This window comes from Vreelandella sp. F11, from assembly GCF_042466685.1.
Lineage (GTDB): Bacteria > Pseudomonadota > Gammaproteobacteria > Pseudomonadales > Halomonadaceae > Vreelandella.
Map to the genome: position 1 here is coordinate 3388085 of NZ_CP170448.1, position 22402 is coordinate 3410486.

Here is a 22402-nt window from a genome sequence, read left to right on the forward strand (position 1 = left end):
GACTGGCGGTCAGTATACGCTAAGCCAAGCAATGCTTCGGCGAGCGCCTTAAATAACGCTGTTAGCATGGTACGCTGTTGGGTAAAATTTACTCTTTTCGCTCTATGCGATTTATTCGCTCTTTTGAAAACATCCGCCCCGCCACTCATTGCGCGGGGTATATAGAAAATATAGGTCTAGAAAAAATAGGACGGCAACATGGGTAGGGCTTTTCAGAACCGTAAGGAATCCATGGCCAAAACGGCCGATGCAAAGACCAAGGTCTACAGCAAATATGGACGCGAGATTTACGTTTGCGCCAAAGCGGGCGGCACCGACCCTAATGGCAATCTGGCGCTGCGCGGTCTAATGGAGCGGGCCAAAAAAGATCAGGTGCCCTCTCACGTTATTGATAAAGCGCTCGACAAAGCCAGCGGTGCCGGTGGCGAGGATTTCTCGCCCGCACGTTACGAAGGCTTCGGCCCTGGCAATGTGATGGTGATTGTCGACTGTCTTACCGACAACCCCAACCGCACCTTTGGCGATGTGCGCGGCTGCTTCACCAAAACCAAGAGCAAAATCGGCACTCCCGGCAGCGTCAGCCATATGTTTGACCACTGTGCCATCTTCTCCTTCGCTGGAAGCGATGAAGAGGCTGTGCTTGAAGCACTGATGGAAGCCGATGTGGATGTCACCGACATTGAGCAAGAGGGCGAGCGCATCACCGTTTTCGCTCCGCACACCGACTATGCCAAAGCCAAGCAGGCGCTGCTGGATACATTCGGTGAGATTGACTTTGAGGCGGACGAGATTCAGTTCCTCCCGCAAACCACCACCCCGGTGGAAGGCGATGACGTAGCGATGTTTGAAAAGTTTCTTGCCATGCTTAATGAGCTGGACGATGTGCAAAACGTCTATCACAGCGGTGAATTGCCCGCAGAGAGTGATAGCTAGTCACCACCTCTTGAGTAAGCTGACCCCACCGCGTTGCGGGTATCCAAGGCCGCATCCGGTGGCAACATCGCTGACTGCACACCCGCGGCACTCAGCACTGTTTTGCCGCGTACGGTGAGGTCGGTAATAAATAGAAACTGCTGACGGGGATCCACCGGATAGGCGCGTATGCGGTAGTGAGTGCCCCAGGGCTTCTCCTCAGCCACCACAATGATCGGCTGGTCGAATTTAAGGTAGGCACTGGTCAGCGCTACGTCACGCAGCGCTTTCCGCACCCAGCCTGCCTCGTGCTCAGGGTGAAGATAAAAGCTCGCTACGCACTGCAGACTGGTACCGCCGTTGTTGGCATTATAAACGGCGTGATCCCACAGCTTTAAATGCGGCACATAGACCAAATCATCGTCAGGGGTTTGGATATCAACGGTGCGTAAGCCAACGTGCTTTACCTCTCCGTAGGTATCTTCAATTTGAACCCAGTCGCCGGGACGATAAGGTAGCTCTACCGCCGAAACAACGCCCGCTATTAAGCTGCTCACGTAATCTTTCATGGCAAAGCCAATAGCTAAGCCCAGTGCGCCCAACAGGGTCACCATGTTGCGCAGCGACGGCTCAATGATAATTGGTACGATGATGGCGAGTGCCGTCATCAATATCAGCAAGCGCGTCATCGGCACCAGGGCAAAAACACGAAAGCGTACTTGGCCATGCATTCGGTTGCCGAGCCAGTTCAACCCCCGCTGGCTGACAATAATCAGTACAATGGTCGCTAGCAGGACTAGGCCCAACGTCATCAGCGCTTGGCTATCGATATCGTTAAACAGTCGCGCGTACTTCTGCTGTTCTTCCATGGGTCGCCCTCCACGGGCCTGTCACTTAATAGCGGGTCTGATTAGAGAGGATCCACTAGATAGTTACGCGACTCTAGTAACTGTCGAACACTCGCGTAGCTTAAAGGTGCAATCTGCCAACGCCCTTCGCAGCTTGAAACAATGCCTTTGCGCTGAAGGGCTAGACGGGCATTGAGTGCTTCATGGTGTGAGAACGGCAGCACTTCTCCCAAAGAGTCGTCATCCAGACCGCCATGAACCAATAACGCATGTAGTACCAGCGTCGCGATATCACCGGTATCAACGGCAAGCTCCGCCTCCGCAAGGGCATCTACCAGCCATAAGGCCTCTCCCTCGTCTGCTTTTGGCTCACGTAGCCGCTCGCGCCAGTAGTGCCATGCAAGACCTATATGTCCGCGGCAGTGAGCCGCTAAGCGCTGGAGCTCTTTATTAGCCGAGTGACGCTTTGGCTTGACTGCAGCATCAAACAGCACCTGCTTACCTGTTCGCGTGCTGTAAACAGGCGGAGGCTGCCCCGAATGGGTCGCAATTTGTGCAAAATAGCGTGCCAGCTGCTCGCCCTCCATGGATTGAAGGGTAAACACCGGCGCCCCATCAATACCGATTACATGTTGAAGGAAAGCGTAGGTCCAACTGTCGCAACCAATCACTCCTTTACCCAAACGTCCACTTAAAGCACGCTCAAGGAACTCCCGAACGCCCTGAATACCCTGGGTGTGGCGTAAAAAATAGCGTTCCAGAGCGGGAATGGCCCATTCTCGTTGATTGATACACTGCTCTACCCACTGAGTACTACCCTCAGCTATTTCGCTAAGCGTGGGCGGCGCTAAGCAAGCAACCTGATGTGTTTCAGCCCAATGAGTTACCACCGAAGCATGGCCGCTGTAGGGCGTGGTAATAAAGAACGTTACCGGCGCATCCAGGCCTTCTAGCTGTTGCCCCAATGCACTCGCCGCGGGAGCCCAATCAATAGGCGGCACTAAATGCGCCAGCCGAACCTCAGGTAGCGCACGCAGCTCGCTTTCGTCTTTCACCTGCTGCTCAGCGCTGTTTTTGCCCCCCAACCACGTTGAGATTGAACGTAGCGAACGTCGCCACTGGCTCGCCTGGGTCTGCTCGGGGGTACGAAATTGATCAAGCTCAACGACCGCCCACAGCGGCTTATCAGCCGACGATGGTTGCTCCCCCATGACTCTTTCCCTTTTAGCTAGCGTTAAGCACTCACCTTAGCACGGCGTTTCCAGTTGCTAACCTCATAAACGAACTTATGGTCTAAAATAAAGTCTTTGTAGACAGTCATTAGCGCACATAACGGACTATTATTTTCTTGCGAGAGCAATGGCAAAAGCTAAAGGAGAAAGCAATGAGTGTTGTGCACGTTAGCGAAGCAGAGCTGCACGCCAAACTTGAGAAGTGTATTGCCGGTGAGCGGCTACTGATTGAGCATGAGGGCAATCGCTTTAGCGCCAGAATTCAACACGTTGGTCTGATGGGCGTAAAGGTGATACCTGAAACCGAGATAAAAAACAGTCATCGCACACCGGGTGACGTTGAAGGCGTCATGGTGCCCTACGATGAGATACTAGAGCTTGAAGTCAAAGGCGTGGTCTACAGCCGCCTGCCAGATTAGTCTGCACTTGCACGCCCGGCAGGTTCGCTAGGCGTGCAAGCTGTTTACCCCTGGCCACTTTGCCAGAAGTAAGCCACCGCATTTAAAACGTCAGACAGATCTTGCCGAAGTGCTGACCAGACTCCTGGTGGCGAAAAGCGTCGGCAATCTCGGCAAGCGGAAATTCGCGGTCAATGATCGGGTGCATATCGAAGGTTTCCAGCGCGCGGATCATCTCGATCTGATGTCGACGACTGCCCACAATCAAGCCTTTCAAATTTGCCTGTTTGGCCATCAACTTGGCCGTTGGTAACTCACCTTCGCGCCCAGTAAGTATGCCAATCAAGGCGATATGTCCGCCGATTTTTATCGCATCAAAGGATTGCGGCAGCGTACCTGGGCCGCCCACTTCGACAATATGATCAACGCCTTCGCCGTTGGTCAGCTCTTTTACGCGCTTACCCCAATCAGGCGTCTCTTTGTAGTTGATGGTGTGCTCGGCGCCCATCTCGCGCAGACGCGCCAGCTTTTCGTTCGACGATGAGGTTGCAATTACCCGCGCGCCCATCAGGCGGGCAAACTGCAGGGCAAAAATCGATACCCCACCGGTGCCCAGCACCAGCACGGTGTCGCCCGCTTTGATACCGCCATCGACGACGAGCGCTCGCCAAGCGGTTAAACCAGCGGTGGTTAACGTAGCGGACTCTGCGTGGCTATAACCTTTGGGCTGATGGGTGAACCACTCGACGGGGCGCACCACCTGCTCACGCGCGTAGCCATCCACGCCGTCGCCCGGCGTAGTGCGAAAATCCCCCACTCTGGCCGGGCCTTCCAGCCAATGCGGAAAGAAAGTCGAGACCACGTGGTCGCCAACGGCGAACTCGCTGACACCTTCACCGACCGCTTCAACCACCCCCGCGCCATCTGACATGGGAATACGCCGATCTTCCGTCGGGATCATCCCAGCAACCACAGCGTAGTCGTGGAAATTCAGTGAGCTGGCGTGCAGGCGTACTTTAATTTCACCTGGGCCGGGCTCGCCTGGGGCCGCTAGCTCAACGACCTCTAGCTTGTCTAAACCGCCTGGCTCTCGTAGCTGAATGGCTTGCATCACTACCTCCTATGGAACACATGCCGTCAAAAAAACGACTGGTCTATTTTGAGATGAGGGCACTCTCTTCGAGATCAAGGTCGTGACCTAAAAAACCACCCGACTGACGCTGCCATAGGCTGGCATAAATTCCCCCTTTCTCCAGCAGCTCCTGGTGCGATCCGGTTTCAACGATACGCCCCTCATCTACCACAATCAGCCGATCAAGCATGGCAATGGTGGAGAGTCGATGGGCAATGGCAATCACTGTTTTGCCTTCCATCAGGGTATCCAGCTGTTCTTGAATGGCGGCTTCCACTTCTGAGTCCAGCGCGGAGGTCGCCTCATCCAGCACCAGAATCGGGGCATTTTTGAGCAGCACACGTGCGATGGCGATCCGCTGGCGCTGTCCACCGGAAAGCTTCACACCGCGCTCGCCCACATGCGCATCCAGCCCGCGGCGCCCTTTCGGATCGACCAGGTCATTGATAAAGGTATCTGCATGGGCGCGGCACACTGCGTTCCAAACGTCTTCGTCGCTGGCGTGGGGGCTGCCGTAACGGATGTTGTCACGTAGCGAGCGGTGTAGCAGCGAAGTGTCCTGGGTGACCATGCCAATCTGGTGGCGCAGGGAGGTTTGGGTCACTTCGGCAATGTTCTGCCCATCGATCAAAATCCGCCCGCCCTGCACGTCGTAAAAACGCAGCAGCAGATTGGCGAGGGTCGATTTACCCGCGCCTGAACGGCCGATCAGACCGATTTTCTCGCCGGGCTTGATGGTCAGGCTCAGCCCGTCAAAGACGTTTTTACTCTCCCCTTTCGCCTGAGCATATTGAAAGCGCAACTGGTCAAACACAATTTCCCCATCAGGAACCTGAAGCGCTTTCGCATTGGGCGCATCGTTGATGGTTGGCTCCTGGGCAATGGTGTTCATGCCATCCTGGACGGTGCCGATATTTTCAAACAGCCCGGCGACTTCCCACAAGATCCAGTCAGACATAAAACGGATGCGCATCACCAGCGCGATAGCAATCGCCAGCACGCCTAGCGAAATCGCCTCCGTGTACCAGGCACTGATCGCCATGGCCGCAGTGCCCACCAAAAGCACCGTGTTCAGTAGCGTCAACCCTACGCTCATGATCGTCACCAAGCGCATCTGGCGGTGAACGGTGACCATAAAGCCTTCCATGGCGTCTTTGGCGTAGCGCTGCTCACGCTCGGTGTCGGCAAACAGCTTGATGGTTTGGATATTGCTGTAGCTATCCACCACCCGGCCCGTCATCTGGGCGCGGGCGTCCGCCTGAGCTATGGAGACATCCCGCAAACGCGGTACGAAGTAGCGCATGATCCCCAAATAACCCACTAACCACAGCCCCAGCGGGATCAGCAGCAGCAAATCTGCCCGGCCCAGCAGATAGGCCGCACCGGTGAAGTAGACGATGGCGTAAACCAGCAGATCCATCACCTTGGTGACAGTCTCACGGATCGCCAGTGCCGTTTGCATCACCTTTTGCGACACCCGCCCGGCAAACTCGTCCTGATAAAATGCCAGGCTCTGGCTTAGCATATGGCGGTGGGATAACCAGCGGCCAATCATCGGGTAGTTACCGAAAATACTTTGATGCGTCACCAGCGACTGCATCAGTACTAACAGCGGCAACCCGATCAACAGCACTAGCCCCAGGCCAGCAAGCCACAGGCCGTTTTCCGCCCAAAAGCCTGCCCGCTCAACGTTGCCCAGCCAATCGACCAGTTGGCCCATGTAGCTAAAGAACACAACTTCCGCCGCAGACACCAAGGCGGTGAACAGCGTCATGAGCAGCAATAGCGGCAGCATCGGACGGGAAAAGTGAACAATAAACGGCATTAAGCCCTTGGGCGGCGTTTTAACCTCGCCTTCCGGATAGGGATTAATCCGCGTTTCGAAGTAACGAAATAACGGCTGTAAAACACGCGATAGCATGAGGCTTCCTTACGTTACTGGCGTTGGTATTGACGTTCTTTAATTTGTTATACGTGAGTGTGTAGAGTGTATATGGCGTTAAAGTGTCATGAAGGATGGGAGTGACGCAGCAGCCAACGCGCCCAGAACGGTGCAATAATCATCAGCGTCACCATACGCAACAGGTGATGAAAAGCGACAAATACCGGATCAATATTTAACGCCACGGCCAAAATGGCCATCTCGCCAATGCCCCCCGGCGCCAGCGCCAGGAGCGCTACATCGCGCCCTACCCCAAGCAATTGGTGAATCAGCTCGGCAAATAACGCCAGCACAACCAATGCTAACAGTGTCGCCACGCCAGACTGCCATAAATAGCGCCCAAAGAGCTGTCGCGTCATGCCCTGAAAGCGCGAACCAATGGCACTGCCCAGTACCCACAGAATCAGGTTCATGCCCCATTCCGGCAGAGCGAGACTGGCAATATCAACACCAGATAATAGAGCAGCGACCAGCAACGGTGCCAGTAACGCGGGGCTGGGGATGCGCAGCCAGCGGCCAAGCGGCAACAGTAACGGGATCATCAACAGCATCCAGCCATGTTCCAAGCCACTGTGAACAGGGCCGATGCCCTCGCCACCACCCTCATAGGCCCAAAATAGCGGCGGCAACACCAGAATTACTAAAATGATCCGCAGTGACTGCGCCACTGCAATACGCTGGGGGTCGCCGCCACACTTTTCACCCAGCAGAATCATCGCCGTCATCGCACCTGGCGACGCCCCAAACCAAGCGCTAACCGGATCAAATCCGCAGCGCCGATACCAGGCTGCTGCAACGGCGGTGGAAGCCGCCACCCCCAGCAGCAGTAGCGCGGCAGAAACAGGCCAATCCAGCACGCGATTCGCCAACTGCGGCGTGACCTGACTACCCAGCACCAGGCCCATGACCGCTAAAAAGACATTACGCAGCGGCTCGGGAACCGAAACCTTAACGCCTTGTGAAGAGGCCAGCAGGTTGGCAATCAGCGGGCCCAGCATCCAGGCCAGGGGCAGGCCGGTGAGTTGAAACAGCGTGCCACCCACGGCGCCAACGATTAACGATACTGACAGCGCTTTCGCGCTCCCGGCACTCAATATGAGACTCTTCACACCGTCTCCCTTTATCTCACCACTCAGTCCACTGAGATAATAATTAACCTGCTAAGAGCATCGTAGTCTACCACTGAACCAGCCACTTGGGCTTTATGGTAGCGGAGGGGGCCGCTTCTATTGCTGAGCTCGGCTTTTAGCCGTGATCCTGAATCAACGTTTCTTGTCATGCTAACAGTATCCGTTAGCCCGCAAGCAAGCGTATAATAGCCACCGCCATTAATGGCGAACTTTCTCAGGGCGGGGTGTAAGTCCCCACCGGTGGTAATGCCATATCTTAATAGATGCGGACAAGCCCACGAGCGCTCAGCCAAAGGGTGTCACCCGACAGTTGAGGACAGCAGATTCGGTGAGATTCCGGAGCCGACGGTCATAGTCCGGATAAAAGAGAAGGTTTCCTAGTAATGTTATCCGTAGCGTTCCAACGCATGCGGGTGCTGTGCTATTGGATGCCTCATGCCCTGATTCTGGTAAACAATCCCTAAAGGATAACCATGAATCAGACCCAACCTTCTTCATCCCCTCGCGTTGCCTTTATCGAAGCGTCTTGGCATCACGATATCGTCACTCAAGCCAGAGAGGCCTTTATTGCTCAACTTGCCAACGAGCATGGCTTTTCTGCTGACCAAGTAGAGATATTCCAAGTCGCAGGGGCTTACGAAATCCCGCTTCAGGCTAAACTACTCGCCAAAACTGGCCGTTACAGCGCCATTGTGGGGGCAGGCTTTGTCATTGATGGCGGCATCTATCGTCACGAATTCGTTGCTCAAGCGGTCATTGAAGGCATGATGCAGGCGCAACTGGAAACCGAAATCCCCATTCTTTCGGTTGTGCTCACGCCTCACCATTTTCATGAACACAGCACGCACCATGATTTTTTCTTTGATCATTTCCGCGCCAAAGGCAAGGAAGCCGCCGAAGCCCTGGTCATGACCCTGGAAAATCATAAAAGGATTCAAGGGCTACGGTAGGTCACAATAAGGCTCCTCACGTTGCTATAAAAACGAGAGGAGCCTATTCAATGAGGCATACCTAGCAAGAGTGGATTAGCAAGTCTGGATTAGTAAGGCTGAGGAATCTCGCCATCATCATCGTCATCGCGCATACGCGCTTGGCGTTCCGCCTCTTCCTCTTTGGCGTCGTCGATGACCTCCATCAGTTCATCCACGTTGGCAATATGGGTGTCGGCATCGAAGTGGCCGGTGAGTTTGCTATCCGGATGCAGCTCACCGGTTTCGTACAGCGCCCACATCTCTCTGCCATATTCAGTATTCAGAAGCTCTGGCGCAAACTGGCCGAAGTAATTGCGCATGTTATCCACATCGCGATACAGCATTGCGGCCGCGCTGTTATTACCGGCGGCGTCAACGGCCTGGGGCAGATCGATAATCACTGGGCCGGAGGCATCGACCAGTACGTTAAATTCCGACAAATCGCCGTGAATCAGGCCCGCGCAGAGCATTTTCACCACGTCTTGAATGACCTTGGCGTAGTAGGTCTGAGCCTGCTCTGGCGTTAGCGTCACTTCGTCCAGGCGCGGTGCCACGTTGCCTTCGGCGTCGCTGATCATCTCCATCAGCAGTACACCATCGACAAAACCGTGGGGCTCGGGCACCCGTACGCCCGCCGAAGCAAGACGGTAGAGGGCATCGACTTCAGCATTCAGCCATGCTTGCTCCTGCTCTTTCTGACCGTAACGGGTTTTTTTGGCCATTGCCCGCGAGCGGCGGCTGTTGCGCTCTTTACGCCCCTCTTGATACTGAACGGCCTGTTTAAAGCTGCGCTGTTTGGCCTCTTTAAACACCTTGGCGCAACGCACTTCCTCACCGCAGCGCACTACGTAGACCTGCGCTTCCTTGCCACTCATTAACTGCACCAACACCTCGTCGATCATTCCATCATCGACCAGGGGTTGTAATCGCTTAGGGATTTTCATGGTTAGCTGCGTCGGCTCCTCTTTGGTACGCGTTCAGTAACGGATACGGCGAACACGGAAAGCACGCCCTTTTAATTTATCACGCTCGAGTTTGGCCTGAGCTTGTTGAATCACGTCTCGCTCAACGGCCACATAGGCACTGCGGGCGAGTACTTTGATTTTACCCACTTGATCGCCGCGCAGCCCACCTTCACTGGTTAGCGCTCCCAGAATATCGCCCGGGCGCAGCTTATCTTTCTTACCACCGGCTAACTGCAGCGTCGCCATTAGCGGCTCGAACGGTACCGAGTGCTGGGGTTTCGGCAGGGGCTCGGTTTTAATCGCCTGCTCCAGCAAGCCTTCAAGCCGCTCCAGCCGGTAGCTCTCTTTCGGAGTGACTAGTGTACAGGCAATGCCACTGGCCCCGGCACGGCCGGTGCGCCCAACCCTATGTACGTGAACATCAAGCTCGCGGGCAATTTGGTAGTTAAACACGGCATCCAGCTGGGCAATATCCAAGCCCCGAGCGGCAACGTCCGTTGCCACCAGAATCGAGGCACTCTGGTTGGCAAACAGAATCAGTATACGGTCACGATCTTTCTGCTCAAGATCGCCATTCAGCGCCACGGCGCTAAACCCAGCATCGGTTAGCTGTTCAGCTACTGCCTGGGTTTCGCGTTTGGTATTGCAGAACACCACGCTGGTGGCAGGCCGATAGACCAGCAGAAGTTGGCGCAGAGCATCGAATCGCGCCTCTTCATTGGCGACGCTATAAAAATGCTGTTGGATCGTGCTGGCGTCGTGAACCTCAGCGATTTTGACAGTCACCGGATTGCGCAAAATGCCGCGGGTCATCTCGGTCAGACCGCCCGACGATTGTTCATCTGGGAAAGTCGCGCTGAACAGCAGCGTTTGGCGGTCAGCTGGGGTATCGGCAATGATGTCATCGATGGTTGCCTGGAAGCCCATATCCAGCATGCGATCCGCTTCATCCAGCACCAGTATGGAGAGCGCATCCAGGGTGAGCGAACCTTTGCGCAAATGCTCGTCGATACGCCCTGGCGTGCCGACCACAATGTGTGCCCCATGCTCTAAAGAGCCCAGCTGCGGGCCAAAAGGCGCGCCGCCGCAGAGCGTGAGTATTTTCACATTAGCCATACCGCGAGCCAAGCGGCGCAGTTCTTCAGCCACTTGGTCAGCGAGTTCTCGGGTGGGGCAAAGCACCAGGCCCTGCACCGCGAAGCTCCCCACCTTCAGCTTAGCCAGCAGCGCTAAACCAAACGCTGCGGTTTTGCCTGAGCCGGTTTTCGCTTGGGCCAGCACATCGTGCCCGGCCAGCATGGGCGGAAGACTCTCCGCCTGCACAGGCGACATTTCATGGTAGCCAAGGGTGTCTAGATTCGTAAGTAGCGCTGATGGAAGCGCCAGAGATGCAAAAGAAGTGTCGGACACAGAAAATTCCTGAAGGGGCCGTAGTGCCCCGCAAACCCATAATGTGAAGCACCATACCAGAAAGTGCCTCAAACTGCGCCGCCATCAAGCTGCCAGCGGTACAAAGGTTGCCTGAGTCAGCACGGCTAAATCCCCAGGCGCCAGCTCAATTTCAAGCCCGCGTCGCCCGGCGCTGACATAGATAGTGGTGAAAGCCTCGGCAGAGTGATCAATAAAGGTAGCCAAGCGCTTTTTCTGCCCCAACGGGCTAACCCCACCGAGCACATAGCCGGTCGTGCGCTCCACTTCCGACGGTTCCGCCATGGTGGCTTTTTTGGCCCCAGCGGCTTTGGCAATCTGCTTTAGGTTTAGCTGCCCGGCCACCGGCACAATGCCGACTACCAGTTGTTTACCATCCAGCTTTACCACCAGCGTTTTAAATACTTGCTCCACTGCGACGCCCAGTTTTTCAGCCGCCTCCAATCCATAGGAGTGCGCGGTGACATCGTGGTGGTACTCATGGAGTTGGAAGGCAATGCCTGCATGTTTTGCACCATTAATAGCTGGAGTCATGGCGTTCTCTTCGTTAACAGCATTGATACAGGGGAGTTACTGCGCGGTACACTTCGCCCGGTAGGTTAATAACGCGACAGGCAAATAGAAGTCAACGGATGACAGGGGATGAATGTTAGCACGCTATGGATGGAAAGCTGAGCTCTAGCGACTATGCTTAAAAATGCAATGCTCAACAGTGCAGTAGGTAAAAGGAAGCTAACCGAAAGGAGATCAGCAATGCCAGCAACCTCTAAAGCGCAGCAAAAAGCGGCGGGCGCGGCACTATCTGCCAAACGCGGGGAAACCAAGCCCAGCGAACTTTATGGTTCGTCTAAAGAGATGTATGACTCCATGAGCGAGGAGGAGCTAGAAGATTTCGCGAGTACAAAACGCAAAGGCAAGCCAGAAAAGAAACAGGATTGATGATCGCATTGCCCCTGCCTGCTAAAAGAGCCAAATAAACCAATAGCGCCAGCTTATCGAAGCTGGCGCTGTTGGTATTGACTAGCGAAGTGTTACTGCTTGCAAGGCACCACTTTACGCAGGGTGTCTTTTGCCCAAAGCGTTTGACCATCTGGCGTACGGCCATGCTCATTCCAGCGTTCGGCAGTTTCCAGGCAGAACGATCCAGCGCTTTCAACGCTTGCATCGCGATTTGCCGGGCGTTCACCGCCAATCCGCATAACGTCAGGATTGTCGGTGGTATAACTTGGTGCAATGGTAGAACTTGCACAGCCAGCGACCAGGACGGTCAGTAGCAGTGCGGGTAAACAGCGGCGCAATGGCATGTTTTACAACCCTCAACGTGTCAATGTTTGGCCGACACCTATTGTCGGTAGCGCTAAATAGCACTGCCTTTAAGCGTACGTCAATGCTTTTTCACCTGCCTCAGCCAGCGACCAACGTAAGGCTGGTAACCGGGCGCAGGTTTAGCCGCTTACAGCGCTTCTCTACGCTATCCACAATCTCTTGAGCGTCGTCGAACTGCTGCTTATCGAGCTGGATATCCACCATCAGGAAGCTGCCCACTTGGGCCAGGCGCACATCGTCGGCGCTGACATCAAAGTCGGCAACATCCTCCACTACATCGCGCCGCACGCTGCTGCATGAGCCGCCAAACATCAGCTCCCGCAGCGCCCCACGCACCATGCGAATCGGCATGGGTAAGAAGTAGCCTGCGATAACCAGCACCATCACCGGGTCGGCAAAGCGTGCGTAGCTGGCCCAGGGCGATTGGGTTAACAGCCAGGTAAGCCCAAACCCCAGCATGACAGCGGCACTCAGCCAGGTATCCATCTGCCACTGGCGCAGCTCCGCGGCCAACAGCGACGAGCGCGCCACCCTAGCGTATCGCGCCAGCCACCACCAGGTTAATAAACAGCCGGTTACGTTGACCACACCAAACATCAGCGCCAAATCCAGCGTGACCAGACGGCCACCATCAAGCAGGCTCCACACAGCGGATACCAGCGAGACAATACATACCATAGCGATCACCACGCCTTTGAGCAGCACGGCAAGGGGCTCTACCGTCAGCCGCCCAAAGGGGTAGTGATCGTCTGCAGGTTTACGCGCCTGCTTAAGCGCAAATAACGATAGCGACGCCAACACCAGGCTTAACAGCGAGTAGCCGCTATCAAAAAGAATCGTTATGGAACCGCTGGTCAGCCCTAGCACCAGCCCGGTAAACGCAAACAGGCTAGCAGAAATAGCTGAAAATCTTAGCGCACGGCGCTCAGCAATAAAGGGGGTCACGCGGGGAACTCCATCACACTGGTCAAATTGTGGGCCATAATAGTCGAGAGTGATGACAATCACGAATCGCTCAGCGCCAACTTAATTGGCGCTTGACCACTTTAACGAGACGACTATGCGCGCTGAACAGGTACAGGCTTTTATTGATGTTACCGAGCATGGCTCCTTTGCTGCCGCTGCACGGCATACTGGCTTAAAACGGAGCACGCTAAGTGCTGCGGTTAATGCGTTGGAGGACACTCTGGGCGTGGCGCTATTTGAGCGTTCGGGCAACAGCCTAACGCTGACCGCCGTAGGCGATAGCGTGCTTCCCGACTGCTACCGTTTGTTAACCAGCGCCAGCCGAATCAAAAAACACTGCCACCAACACCTGCAGGGTGTGGAAAGCCAGCTCGGCATCGCCCGGGATGACGCCCTACCCGAGGTATTTTGGCGCCAAGTAATGCACGATTTAAAACAGCAGTTTCCGTTGACCGCTATTTCGGTGTATCTGGTGCCACCCCAGGAGCACACTCAGTTTGTGCAGCGCCAAACGGTGGATATTGCCTTTGGCCTATATACCGCTGAAGGTATCGACGCCAGCGCCACTAACCTGGCCCCCGTCAATATGCGTTTAGTGGCAGCGCCCCATCATCCACTAAGCCGCCTTCCCAGCGTTAATCGCGACGACTTGGCCCAGTACACCCAAGTATGTTTAACCCATGTACAGGACGACAAGCTAATCAGCGAAGCGCTGTTTTCAGGTAACTATCTTGGCCTCACCATGTTTGAAGTAATTCGCGATGCCGTTATCAACGCAACCGGCTGGGCGCTGCTGCCCTACCCGCTGGTTAAAGGCGCCTTGGAAGCGGGCACGCTCTGCACGCTAAATCACGATTTAGCGTTAGAGAGCCACTACTACCGCTATGTGGAGAGCGATAACTGCGGCGTGGTCGCCACTGCGCTGTTAAATAAAGTGACGCATTTTTTAGCCACACTGAATTAAGCCAGTGCGGACTCACTGACATATCGTTGAAATCTTTTTTGTGGAAAAAAACGCCAAAGCCTTCCACGCTATTACAAAGCGCTAAATAAGGAGACGCCAGGACACGCCACGTGAGGAGCACTGGTAAGTGTCATCCAGACGTAATACGCACCTGCCAGTGTCGAAGTTGCCGTCAACCAAGGAGTGATTCCAACGATGGTACGACTCGATAAGAAAGCCACTCGGCTGTATGTGTTGGACACCAATGTCCTGATTCATGACCCTACCGCGCTCTACCACTTCGATGAGCACGATGTCGTTATCCCCATGACCGTCCTGGAGGAACTTGATAAGCACAAAAATGGTGTACGTGAAATTGCACGCACGGCTCGCCAAATCAGCCGTACGCTCTCCGACCTTACCAGCCAAGTCACCTTTGATGAGATCCAACGCGGCATTCCGATTCCCCGGCTCAGTGGCGACTCAGGACGCCTGCACTTCTTATGCTACAACGATTTAAAGCTCTTTGACGCCCTCGACGATAGTCCCGATAACCGCATACTGGCGGAGACCTGCCGCCTTCGCGAAGAACGTCCCGATGCCTCGGTCATTCTGATCACCAAAGACATTAACCTGCGCGTTAAAGCCGCTGCGCTGAAAGTACCGGTAGAAGATTATCTCAATGACCGCGCTTTCTCCGACAGCGATGCCATGATTGAGGGCGCACAGGTCTACGCCTCCGCAGGCCAGAATGGTGCATCATTATGGGAAGCGTTGAATGTTGACGTTACCGTGGAACGACTTGATCACCACACTTTCTACCAACTCACCGGCAATATGCCACGCCACTGGCACGTAGGCATGCTGGTCTCGGATAGCGAAAACGGTGCGGAGTTTGAAGCGATCGTTCGTGAACTGGGGCCCTCTTCGGCGCGCCTTCAGTTGCTGACGAACTACCGTCACCACGCAGGCGTTTGGGGCGTTCACGCCCACGACAGTCGGCAAAACTTCACGCTCAACCTACTCATGGATCCCGATATAGATCTGGTCACCATTGCCGGTAATGCCGGTACCGGTAAAACCTTTATGACGCTGGCCGCGGCCTTTCAGCAAACCCTGGACGCCAAGCTGTTTGAGCGCATTGTGTTTACCCGCGCGCCGATCCCCATGGGCGAAGACATTGGCTTTTTACCCGGCACCGAGGAGGAGAAGATGTCACCGTGGATGGGCGCCTTCCACGACAATATGGATAACCTGCTGCGCAACGAGGAGGGAGAATCAAGCTGGGATAACGGCGCCACACGGCAGTTGATTGGCTCGCGGGTACAGATCCGCTCGCCGAGCTTTATGCGTGGACGCACCTTAAACGACACTTTTCTCATCATTGATGAGGCGCAAAACTTCACCCCCAAACAGCTTAAATCGCTGGTCACCCGGGCAGGGCGCAATACCAAAATTGTCTGTCTGGGTAACGTTGGGCAGATTGACACACCCTATCTAACGGCTAATACCTGCGGTATGGCCGCGGTGGTTGAGCGTTTCCGTGATTGGCCCCACGCTGGGCATATCACCTTGAAAAGCGTTGAGCGCTCGCGCTTGGCACTGGCCGCGGAAGAACTGCTTTAAACCGTCTTCTTTAAACCTGCTTTCCCCCCTCCCACCACTGGTGGGAGGTAAATCTACGCCATCAAGTATCGTTACTATCCTCTATGGGCTTCCATGACCGGGGGGCACCAATGGTGTCCGCGGCAAACGCTTCACGCTCGCCTAACGGGCGCGCCTCTCCAATGGTGGTGTCGTTGAAGGTCTGGCGCTCCATTTCACAGTTAACTTCCGCACCAAACAGCACGACAAAGGCAGACAGCCAGAACCACAGCATCAGCGCCACCACGGCGCCCAGGGAACCGTAAAGCTCACTAAAGGTAGAGAAGTAACGCACATAAAGCGAAAGTCCGCCGGAACCTAACAGCCACATCACCGTTGCCAGCAGCGTGCCATAGCTTAACCAACTCCACTGGGCTGAACGCCGATAAGGCGCGTAGCGGTACAGCAGCGCAATCAGCATGCTCATCATGAACAATAGGGCGGGCCAGCGCAGCCACTGCAGGATTTTATTTAGCGGCGGATCAATCGCCAAGGCGTTAACGAGCACGGGTACGATGGCAATGAACGCCAGCGACACCAGGGTCATAAAAATCAAGCCAAAGGTCAGTGATACCAATACCGTACTGCGGTGTAACAGGCTGCGTTTTTCGCTTTCTCCGTACACCACGTTTAGTCCTATGACTAATACCGCCACCCCTTTGGAAGCGATAAACATGGCAATCAGTAGCCCGGCGAGAGCACCCAGAAAGCTACCTGACTCCGCGCTCTCCACTACCTGCTGGGCCTGCTTATCGATTAACTCAGCAGCATCCGGTGGCATAAAGCGACTGATTTCGTACAACTGCTGGCCAGCTTCATAAGGGTCAAACAGTAACCCCCAGAGAGAAATGACCGCCGCGATGGTGGGGAACAGCGCTAGTAAGGCGTAGAAAGCCACACCGGCGGCCAGCATGGTCAGGCGGTTACGGCGAGCGGCACGCACTACCCGCCAGGTAATATCGTGCCACCCCCGTTGGGGTATATCACCAGGTACCTGCGCGCGGCGACCGCGAGGGAGCTTACCCATAACAGGCACCTGACAAGCACACTCCACACACTCTTCTCATCGCTGGCCTTCCCATATCAGTAGCGCCGCAAGCAATACGGCAAGCACCATCATCAAACCACTGGCATGGTGACGCAACCAGGACTCAGTAGACAACAGCCGCGTTAAATACCCCATCAACGTTTCTTCGGTTTTTTGCGCGGTCACCACGCTCGTCGCTTTTATCTGGGCACAGTAGCCCCCAACCCAACGTAACGGCACCAGCACAGCGCCTACAATAACCGCGTAGATCCACCATAGGTCGCCTGGGGGGAGCGACTTCCCCTTCAGCGGACGCGTTAATAACCAACCCACCGCGGCGAACACTACCCCGACCGGAAAGGGCCACATGATACCCAGCCACTCTTTCAGCGGCGGTATCTCGATGCTGCCTGCTGGTAGGGGAAGCCACAGCGGTGTTAACAGCGCTGCGGCGATGGCGACTAACCAGGCGCCCCACTGCTCGCGGTTACTGCCCCCCTTATGACGCTGCTGCCACTGACGCCAAAGGGCAACGCTAACGAGCGCCGCTGTGCCAACAGCCGCCCAACTAAGCAGCTTGATCAGCGATTCATGGTGCATTTCATAGAGCGGACTCTTCACGCCCCACTTGGTGATCAGGCCCGCGCCAATGGCGCCCGCCAACGAGATACCCGGTAGAGAAAGCAAGGCCCAGACCAACGGCAGCGGCCAGCGCGGTAGGTGCTCGCTGATACTGGTGCCCATAAACAGCGCGCCTTTGGCCAGCGCATGGTGGGCAGCAAACAGCACCAAGCCTGGCCATAGCAGCGACCATACCTCTGGCGCGACTAACCCCATGGCCACCAACGCGGTCATCATGCCCATCTGGCTAATACTGGAGTAGGCCAACACCGCTTTTGGGTGGCGTTGAAAAACGCCATACAGGGCAGCACCAAAGGCCGCCGCCAGCCCTGCGATTAACATGAAGTGACCAAACTGGGCTAAGGAGGCGGAAACCAACTCATCGCCTAGCGGCAACACGTTGATCCAACCCAGCAGCCCCGCCTTAATCATCGCCCCACTCAGCACCGCACTGGCCGGCGCCGGTGCCACCGGGTGCGCTAAAGGCAGCCATACGTGCAGGCCGATAACACCCGCTTTCACACCAAAGCCTAGGCACAGCAAGGCGGCCATCCATGCGCCGTGTTCAGCGCCTACAATGCCTTCGCGTACCCCTTGAAGCGTCAGCGTATCGGCTTCACCGGCCGCCCATAGAAAGCCACCAAGAATAAGTCCTTCACCCACCACGGCTAATATCAAATAGGCCTTGGCTCCCAGGCGAGCTTCCTGTGACCCGCTATGCACCACCAGGGCGTAGGCGGCGAAGGTCATCAGCGCAAAGCCGAGATAAAAACTGGCGATATCCTGGGCAAGAATCAGCAGCACGTTGCCAAGCAGCGTCAACGGCCACAGCAGTGCTAAACGTAGTAGCCGCCGCTGGGCGTCTTGAACACCCTCCTGGGCCTTCGCCTGCTCCGCCGCAAAATAGCCCTTGGCATGAAACGCTGCCAGGCTCCAGAGCAGTGCGGTAAACGCAAGCCATGGGCGGCTTAGCGCGTTGAGCTCCCATTCGCCGCCCAGCATCCAGGCATCTATCGTCCAGTGCGCTTCGCCGCCGTAAGCTAATAGCAGCGCTGGCCAAGCGGCGCTTAACCATAGCACCGAAAAGTAGCCACGCCGGGCAGCGGAAATGCGATAGGCATTGCATAAGGCCCAACCAACGACGGCTAGCGGCCAGAGCAACGTTAGCGCAAGCAGCAGCGTCATCATGGCAGATACTCCCCGGACGCCACGCGAGCGGCCCAATCCAGGGGGCTAAAGGGCAGCCCGGCAAATAGCCCAGCGCCCAGGCTGGCCAGGGCGGTAAACACCATGGGCAAAAGCAGCCAACTATGGGTTTCAAAACGGCCTAAGCGCTGCTCTTTAGGCCAACTCCCTTTGCCATGGGAGGGCCCTGAACGGAACCATAAGCGGTGCACAATGGGTAAAAAGTACATGGCGTTGAGCGTACTGCTCGCGACCAGTACGGCGACGACCCAGTACATCTCTGCTTGAATCGCGCCAATGCCGAGGTACCATTTGGTAATAAAGCCAGCCACCGGCGGAAGGCCAATCATGCCAAACGCGCCGATGGTAAATGCAATGCTGGTCAACGGCATACGCTTACCGGCGCCATCCATTTCATCGATGCGGTGAATTCCCAGCTCTTCGGCATAGTTACCCGCACAGAAGAACAGCGTAACCTTCATTAAGCCTTGATGTAGCAAGTGCGCCAAAGCACCAACGGTGCCAAACGGGCCAAACAGCCCGATACCCAGAATAACGTAGGAGACCTGGCTGACCGTTGAGAACGCTAAGCGAGGCTTCAACTCCTCTTGAGCAATCGCCCTTAACGAGCCATAGATAATCGTAATAGAGGCCGCCACCGCTAACGCGGTAATAACGCCTAGCTCCACGCTCAGTTCAATGCCAAACAGATCGTAAACCACCCGCAAAATGCCAAACGCGCCCGCCTTCACCACCGCGACCGCGTGCAGCAGCGCACTCACCGGCGCGGGCGCCACCATCGCTCTGGGTAGCCAACCGTGTAGCGGCACCATGGCGGCTTTGACCGCCAACCCACCTACCAAGAGGGCAAATATCAGCGTTAGCAGGCCTCGATGATCGTTCACATAGTCGCCCAAGCCCTCTTCTGACGAGAACGATTGATCCCCGGTCAGGCTATACAGCAACACAGCCCCCAGTAGCAGCACCACACCGGCTGTTAGCGTATAGCGCAAATAGACGCGCCCCGCATTGAGGGCTTGCTGGGTGCCCTTGTGAACCACCAGCGGGTAGGTGGAGAGCGTCAACATTTCGTAGAAAACCAGAAAGGTAAACAAGTTATCGGCGAGGGCAATGCCGATCGTGCTCGCCACGCACAGGCTAAAAAAGCCAAAAAAGCGCTTCCGATTGGCAGAGCCTTCCAGATAGCCAATGGCATAAACGGTAGTGCATAGCCAAAGCAGCGACGATAACCCGGCGAACATCACCCCTAGCGCATCGCTGCGCAGAACGAAATCAACGCCTCCTACTACCTGAAAGCTAAAAATATCCTCATGCCCCGCGGCTACCCGCCTGACCATCAGCATAACCAGAATAATCTTAACGACGGCCGCCACGAGGTTGATCGTCGTGCGCAGGCGCCGAGCGTCTTCCGGCAGTGCGAAAATAATCACCACCACCAGTAGCGAGGTCGCCAAAGCGGTCAGCGGTAACCAGGCGGCGTTCATGGGCTACCTCCATGCATCAATTCCAGCGGGAAATGCGCCAATAGCCCGAGGGCGAACGCAATCAGAGCCAGCGTTAGTGCGATCAGATCCATACCGGGCGCCAGAGGTTGATAACGATGGCGGGGGGCCGTTTCATCAAACGAGTAACGAAACAGGCGGAATATATAGGCCGCAGTTAATAGCGTGCCGGCTAGTAGCGCCGCCACAGCCCACCACTGCTGGGTAATGATCATCGCTTGAAGCAGCATCCATTTCGCCGTGAAGCCAGCACTGGGGGGAAGACCCATCAGCGTGATAGCGGCGATGCCAAACACCAGTAGCGAAAGCGGCAAACGGCGGCTGGTACCGGCCAGGCCTTTGAGCGTGCTCTCCCCAGTGGCCAGTATTAGGTTGCCTGCGGCCATAAACATGGCGGCTTTGGCAAAGGCGTGCCCCATGAGCTGCAGCCAAAACCCCTCCCAGGCTAACGCCCGGGGCAGCGGCGCAATATCGGGCCCCAGCAGCAGCGGAAAAGCCACCATGAGATACCCCAACTGGGCCACGGTGGACGAAGCCACCAGGGTTTTAAGTGAATCGGTACGCCAAGCCAGCAACCCTCCCCATACGATTGCCAGCAGGCCTAGCCAGGCGATAACACGCGGGGCGTAGAAGGTTTCAGGGAGCAGAATGCTCCACAGCTGCAGCAGTATAAATAGCGACGCCTTAATCACCAGCGCAGCATGCAGCGCGCTCACGGGCGTCCAGGCACTCTCGTGCACCGGGGTCAACCAGGCATGCAGCGGAAACAGCGCGGCTTTTAAGGCTAGCCCAGCGCCGATCAACGCGGCGGCAAACCACGCCACCGGCCCAGGCTCTACCACATCAGCCAAGCCCTGCAGATCCAACCGGCCCCAGTGGCCTAAAATCAGCGCGACCCCGAGTAGATAGGTGAGAGACCCCACCAGCGCCAACAACAAATAGCGCATTCCCGCCACGAGAGCGGGCACTTTGCCCGATAGCATCAGCATGCCAACCGCCGCCAGCCCCATTAGCTCCAGCCCGGCATAAAGAGTGAGCAGATCGGTGGCCAGCCAAATTAACGACAGCGCACTCAGTACAACGCCCATCAACGGCCACAGCCAGCGTGCCAATGGCCCGGTTTCGCTTAAGCGCAGATATCCCGGCGTATAGAGCGCTGCCGCAACGCCGATCACCTGGGTCATTAACAGCAGTAGTACGCTCAGTCCGTTTAGACGCAACGACAGCAGGATACCGGCGATTTCCCACTGCCAGCGCAGTAGTCTCGCTTGATCGTAAGCAGAGAGCAGCATTAGCCCAGAGACCAATACTGGCACACTGGCTAGCAAGACGGGCCATGCCCGCTTAGGAGGAAAGAGTGCCGCCAGCATGCCCAGTAGTAGCGGCAAGCCAAGCGCAGCTAACAGCGCCCAATGGGTGCTGGAAAGAGGTTCAAAGGTACTCTCGAAAAGGCCAAAGCGCCAAGTCATGTGGCGCTCTCCTTGGGCTTACCGTCACGCCCAAGGGCCTCGACCCCTTCCAGGTGCAAAAGCTGTCGAATTAGCAGCGCACCCAGCATCGTCCCCAGCCAGGCGACCAACAGACCGACGCTAATTAACGCCTGGGCCGCCGCCGAGGTGCCCGCCACACCCGCCAGCAGCATAAATACCCCCGAGCCGAGAATATTGAACGCCAGCAAACGGCGCAGCAAATGACGGTGTAGTGCAAAAGCTCCCAATGCACTGGCGGCGATCACCACCCCCGACAGCAGCAGTGGATGCTCTTCAGGTGAATACGCCATGTCAGCGATGACATAACGGATTGCGGCACCGACCATGACAAACCAGGCCAGCGCCAACGCCACGCGCATCGCCACTCTCGACCAGGGCTCGTTAAATCTATCGCGCTCTAGAGGAGATGAAACACCCGGTGAAACGTGGCCCAGGGCATAAAAAAAACAGGCCCCTGTGAGTACAACGCCCAACACGAGTTCGGCAGCGGCGAGCAAGGGAGCCTCTAGCCGCAACCAAGCTAGCGTCATTGCCGCTGTAAAGGCGACAAAAAAACAGCAGGCGCGCAGTAAGTGGCGATCAAACAGGCACACTAGCGCCGCCACCGTTAGGCATAGCGCCAGCAGCATTTCCATTGCCTCAAGAGGTTTTATCGCATCAAAGAAAGCTATCATTCGTTTTCGCTACATCCTTGCATCGGTCACGAATAGGCATAGGCG

21 protein-coding genes and 1 riboswitch are annotated in these 22402 nt (G+C 56.0%); of the genes, 6 read left to right on the forward strand and 15 right to left on the reverse strand.

Going from position 1 to position 22402, the window contains the following annotated elements; translation table 11 throughout:
- Nucleotides 1-198 precede the first annotated feature (198 nt).
- Nucleotides 199-933, forward strand: coding sequence for a YebC/PmpR family DNA-binding transcriptional regulator (locus ACFIOZ_RS15540; protein ID WP_088699150.1), 735 nt, complete (start codon nt 199-201; stop codon nt 931-933).
- Here ACFIOZ_RS15540 and ACFIOZ_RS15545 read toward each other — a convergent pair.
- Together ACFIOZ_RS15545 and ACFIOZ_RS15550 are read right to left on the reverse strand one after the other, a co-directional pair.
- The gene (locus ACFIOZ_RS15545; protein WP_386079474.1) at nt 930-1781 is read right to left on the reverse strand and encodes a mechanosensitive ion channel family protein; all 852 of its coding nucleotides are present in this window, start codon (nt 1779-1781) and stop codon (nt 930-932) included. The two genes, ACFIOZ_RS15540 and ACFIOZ_RS15545, sit on opposite strands and share 4 nt — an antisense overlap.
- Nucleotides 1782-1822: 41 nt before the next feature.
- Nucleotides 1823-2971, reverse strand: a complete 1149-nt coding sequence (locus ACFIOZ_RS15550) for a hypothetical protein (RefSeq protein ID WP_386079476.1) — start codon at nt 2969-2971, stop codon at nt 1823-1825.
- A gap of 173 nt (nt 2972-3144) precedes the next feature.
- Between ACFIOZ_RS15550 and ACFIOZ_RS15555 the strand changes: the two genes are divergently transcribed.
- Nucleotides 3145-3411, forward strand: coding sequence for a hypothetical protein (locus ACFIOZ_RS15555; RefSeq protein WP_022522484.1), 267 nt, complete (start codon nt 3145-3147; stop codon nt 3409-3411).
- A gap of 82 nt (nt 3412-3493) precedes the next feature.
- On the opposite strand, the gene ACFIOZ_RS15560 is transcribed toward ACFIOZ_RS15555, so the two are convergent.
- The 3 genes from ACFIOZ_RS15560 to ACFIOZ_RS15570 all read right to left on the reverse strand — a co-directional run bounded on the left by ACFIOZ_RS15560 (nt 3494) and on the right by ACFIOZ_RS15570 (nt 7558).
- Complete coding sequence (locus ACFIOZ_RS15560) at nt 3494-4501, reverse strand: zinc-dependent alcohol dehydrogenase family protein (protein ID WP_386079478.1); 1008 nt, start codon at nt 4499-4501, stop codon at nt 3494-3496.
- Nucleotides 4502-4544: 43 nt separating this feature from the next.
- Entirely contained in the window at nt 4545-6443 is a 1899-nt protein-coding gene (locus ACFIOZ_RS15565; protein WP_386079480.1) for an ABC transporter ATP-binding protein, read from the reverse strand.
- An 86-nt stretch (nt 6444-6529) separates the two neighbouring features.
- Nucleotides 6530-7558 carry an AbrB family transcriptional regulator gene (locus tag ACFIOZ_RS15570; RefSeq protein ID WP_386084104.1) on the reverse strand — a complete coding sequence of 343 codons (1029 nt, stop codon included), beginning with the start codon at nt 7556-7558 and terminating at the stop codon, nt 6530-6532.
- A 242-nt stretch (nt 7559-7800) separates the two neighbouring features.
- Nucleotides 7801-7970: riboswitch (FMN riboswitch) on the forward strand.
- Between the two features lie 97 nt (nt 7971-8067).
- On the opposite strand from ACFIOZ_RS15570, the gene ACFIOZ_RS15575 reads away from it, so the two are divergent.
- Nucleotides 8068-8544 (forward strand): 6,7-dimethyl-8-ribityllumazine synthase, encoded by a 477-nt coding sequence (locus tag ACFIOZ_RS15575; protein WP_386079482.1) that lies wholly within the window; start codon nt 8068-8070, stop codon nt 8542-8544.
- A gap of 89 nt (nt 8545-8633) precedes the next feature.
- Here the strand turns inward: ACFIOZ_RS15575 and ACFIOZ_RS15580 are convergent, their stop codons facing one another.
- The 3 genes from ACFIOZ_RS15580 to ybaK all read right to left on the reverse strand — a co-directional run bounded on the left by ACFIOZ_RS15580 (nt 8634) and on the right by ybaK (nt 11492).
- Nucleotides 8634-9509 (reverse strand): PA4780 family RIO1-like protein kinase, encoded by an 876-nt coding sequence (locus ACFIOZ_RS15580; RefSeq protein WP_088699797.1) that lies wholly within the window; start codon nt 9507-9509, stop codon nt 8634-8636.
- A 33-nt stretch (nt 9510-9542) separates the two neighbouring features.
- Nucleotides 9543-10940 (reverse strand): ATP-dependent RNA helicase DbpA, encoded by a 1398-nt coding sequence (gene dbpA, locus ACFIOZ_RS15585; protein WP_386079484.1) that lies wholly within the window; start codon nt 10938-10940, stop codon nt 9543-9545.
- Between the two features lie 84 nt (nt 10941-11024).
- Nucleotides 11025-11492: a Cys-tRNA(Pro) deacylase gene (ybaK, locus tag ACFIOZ_RS15590; protein ID WP_386079485.1), complete on the reverse strand. Its 468-nt coding sequence runs from the start codon at nt 11490-11492 to the stop codon at nt 11025-11027.
- 219 nt (nt 11493-11711) lie between these two features.
- Between ybaK and ACFIOZ_RS15595 the strand changes: the two genes are divergently transcribed.
- Nucleotides 11712-11897, forward strand: a complete 186-nt coding sequence (locus tag ACFIOZ_RS15595) for a DUF3008 family protein (RefSeq protein WP_035584858.1) — start codon at nt 11712-11714, stop codon at nt 11895-11897.
- Between the two features lie 92 nt (nt 11898-11989).
- Here the strand turns inward: ACFIOZ_RS15595 and ACFIOZ_RS15600 are convergent, their stop codons facing one another.
- Nucleotides 11990-12262: a hypothetical protein gene (locus tag ACFIOZ_RS15600; protein WP_386079487.1), complete on the reverse strand. Its 273-nt coding sequence runs from the start codon at nt 12260-12262 to the stop codon at nt 11990-11992.
- A 100-nt stretch (nt 12263-12362) separates the two neighbouring features.
- Nucleotides 12363-13229: a cation diffusion facilitator family transporter gene (locus ACFIOZ_RS15605; protein ID WP_386079489.1), complete on the reverse strand. Its 867-nt coding sequence runs from the start codon at nt 13227-13229 to the stop codon at nt 12363-12365.
- Between the two features lie 115 nt (nt 13230-13344).
- On the opposite strand from ACFIOZ_RS15605, the gene ACFIOZ_RS15610 reads away from it, so the two are divergent.
- Both ACFIOZ_RS15610 and ACFIOZ_RS15615 read left to right on the forward strand, forming a co-directional pair.
- Nucleotides 13345-14214 carry a LysR family transcriptional regulator gene (locus ACFIOZ_RS15610; RefSeq protein WP_386079491.1) on the forward strand — a complete coding sequence of 290 codons (870 nt, stop codon included), beginning with the start codon at nt 13345-13347 and terminating at the stop codon, nt 14212-14214.
- A gap of 195 nt (nt 14215-14409) precedes the next feature.
- Nucleotides 14410-15819, forward strand: a complete 1410-nt coding sequence (locus ACFIOZ_RS15615) for a PhoH family protein (protein ID WP_386079493.1) — start codon at nt 14410-14412, stop codon at nt 15817-15819.
- A gap of 61 nt (nt 15820-15880) precedes the next feature.
- On the opposite strand, the gene ACFIOZ_RS15620 is transcribed toward ACFIOZ_RS15615, so the two are convergent.
- The 5 genes from ACFIOZ_RS15620 to ACFIOZ_RS15640 are packed head-to-tail and all read right to left on the reverse strand — an operon-like array spanning nt 15881 to nt 22357.
- Nucleotides 15881-16864 carry a YihY/virulence factor BrkB family protein gene (locus ACFIOZ_RS15620; protein ID WP_386079495.1) on the reverse strand — a complete coding sequence of 328 codons (984 nt, stop codon included), beginning with the start codon at nt 16862-16864 and terminating at the stop codon, nt 15881-15883.
- Nucleotides 16865-16900: 36 nt separating this feature from the next.
- Nucleotides 16901-18673, reverse strand: a complete 1773-nt coding sequence (locus ACFIOZ_RS15625; RefSeq protein WP_386079496.1) for a proton-conducting transporter membrane subunit — start codon at nt 18671-18673, stop codon at nt 16901-16903.
- Complete coding sequence (locus ACFIOZ_RS15630; RefSeq protein ID WP_386079498.1) at nt 18670-20175, reverse strand: complex I subunit 5 family protein; 1506 nt, start codon at nt 20173-20175, stop codon at nt 18670-18672. Before ACFIOZ_RS15630 ends, ACFIOZ_RS15625 begins: the two co-directional genes overlap by 4 nt.
- Nucleotides 20172-21662 (reverse strand): complex I subunit 5 family protein, encoded by a 1491-nt coding sequence (locus ACFIOZ_RS15635; protein ID WP_386079499.1) that lies wholly within the window; start codon nt 21660-21662, stop codon nt 20172-20174. Before ACFIOZ_RS15635 ends, ACFIOZ_RS15630 begins: the two co-directional genes overlap by 4 nt.
- Nucleotides 21659-22357 (reverse strand): hydrogenase subunit MbhD domain-containing protein, encoded by a 699-nt coding sequence (locus ACFIOZ_RS15640; protein ID WP_386079500.1) that lies wholly within the window; start codon nt 22355-22357, stop codon nt 21659-21661. The genes ACFIOZ_RS15635 and ACFIOZ_RS15640 overlap by 4 nt, the downstream gene beginning before the upstream one ends.
- Between the last annotated feature and the right edge of the window lie 45 nt (nt 22358-22402).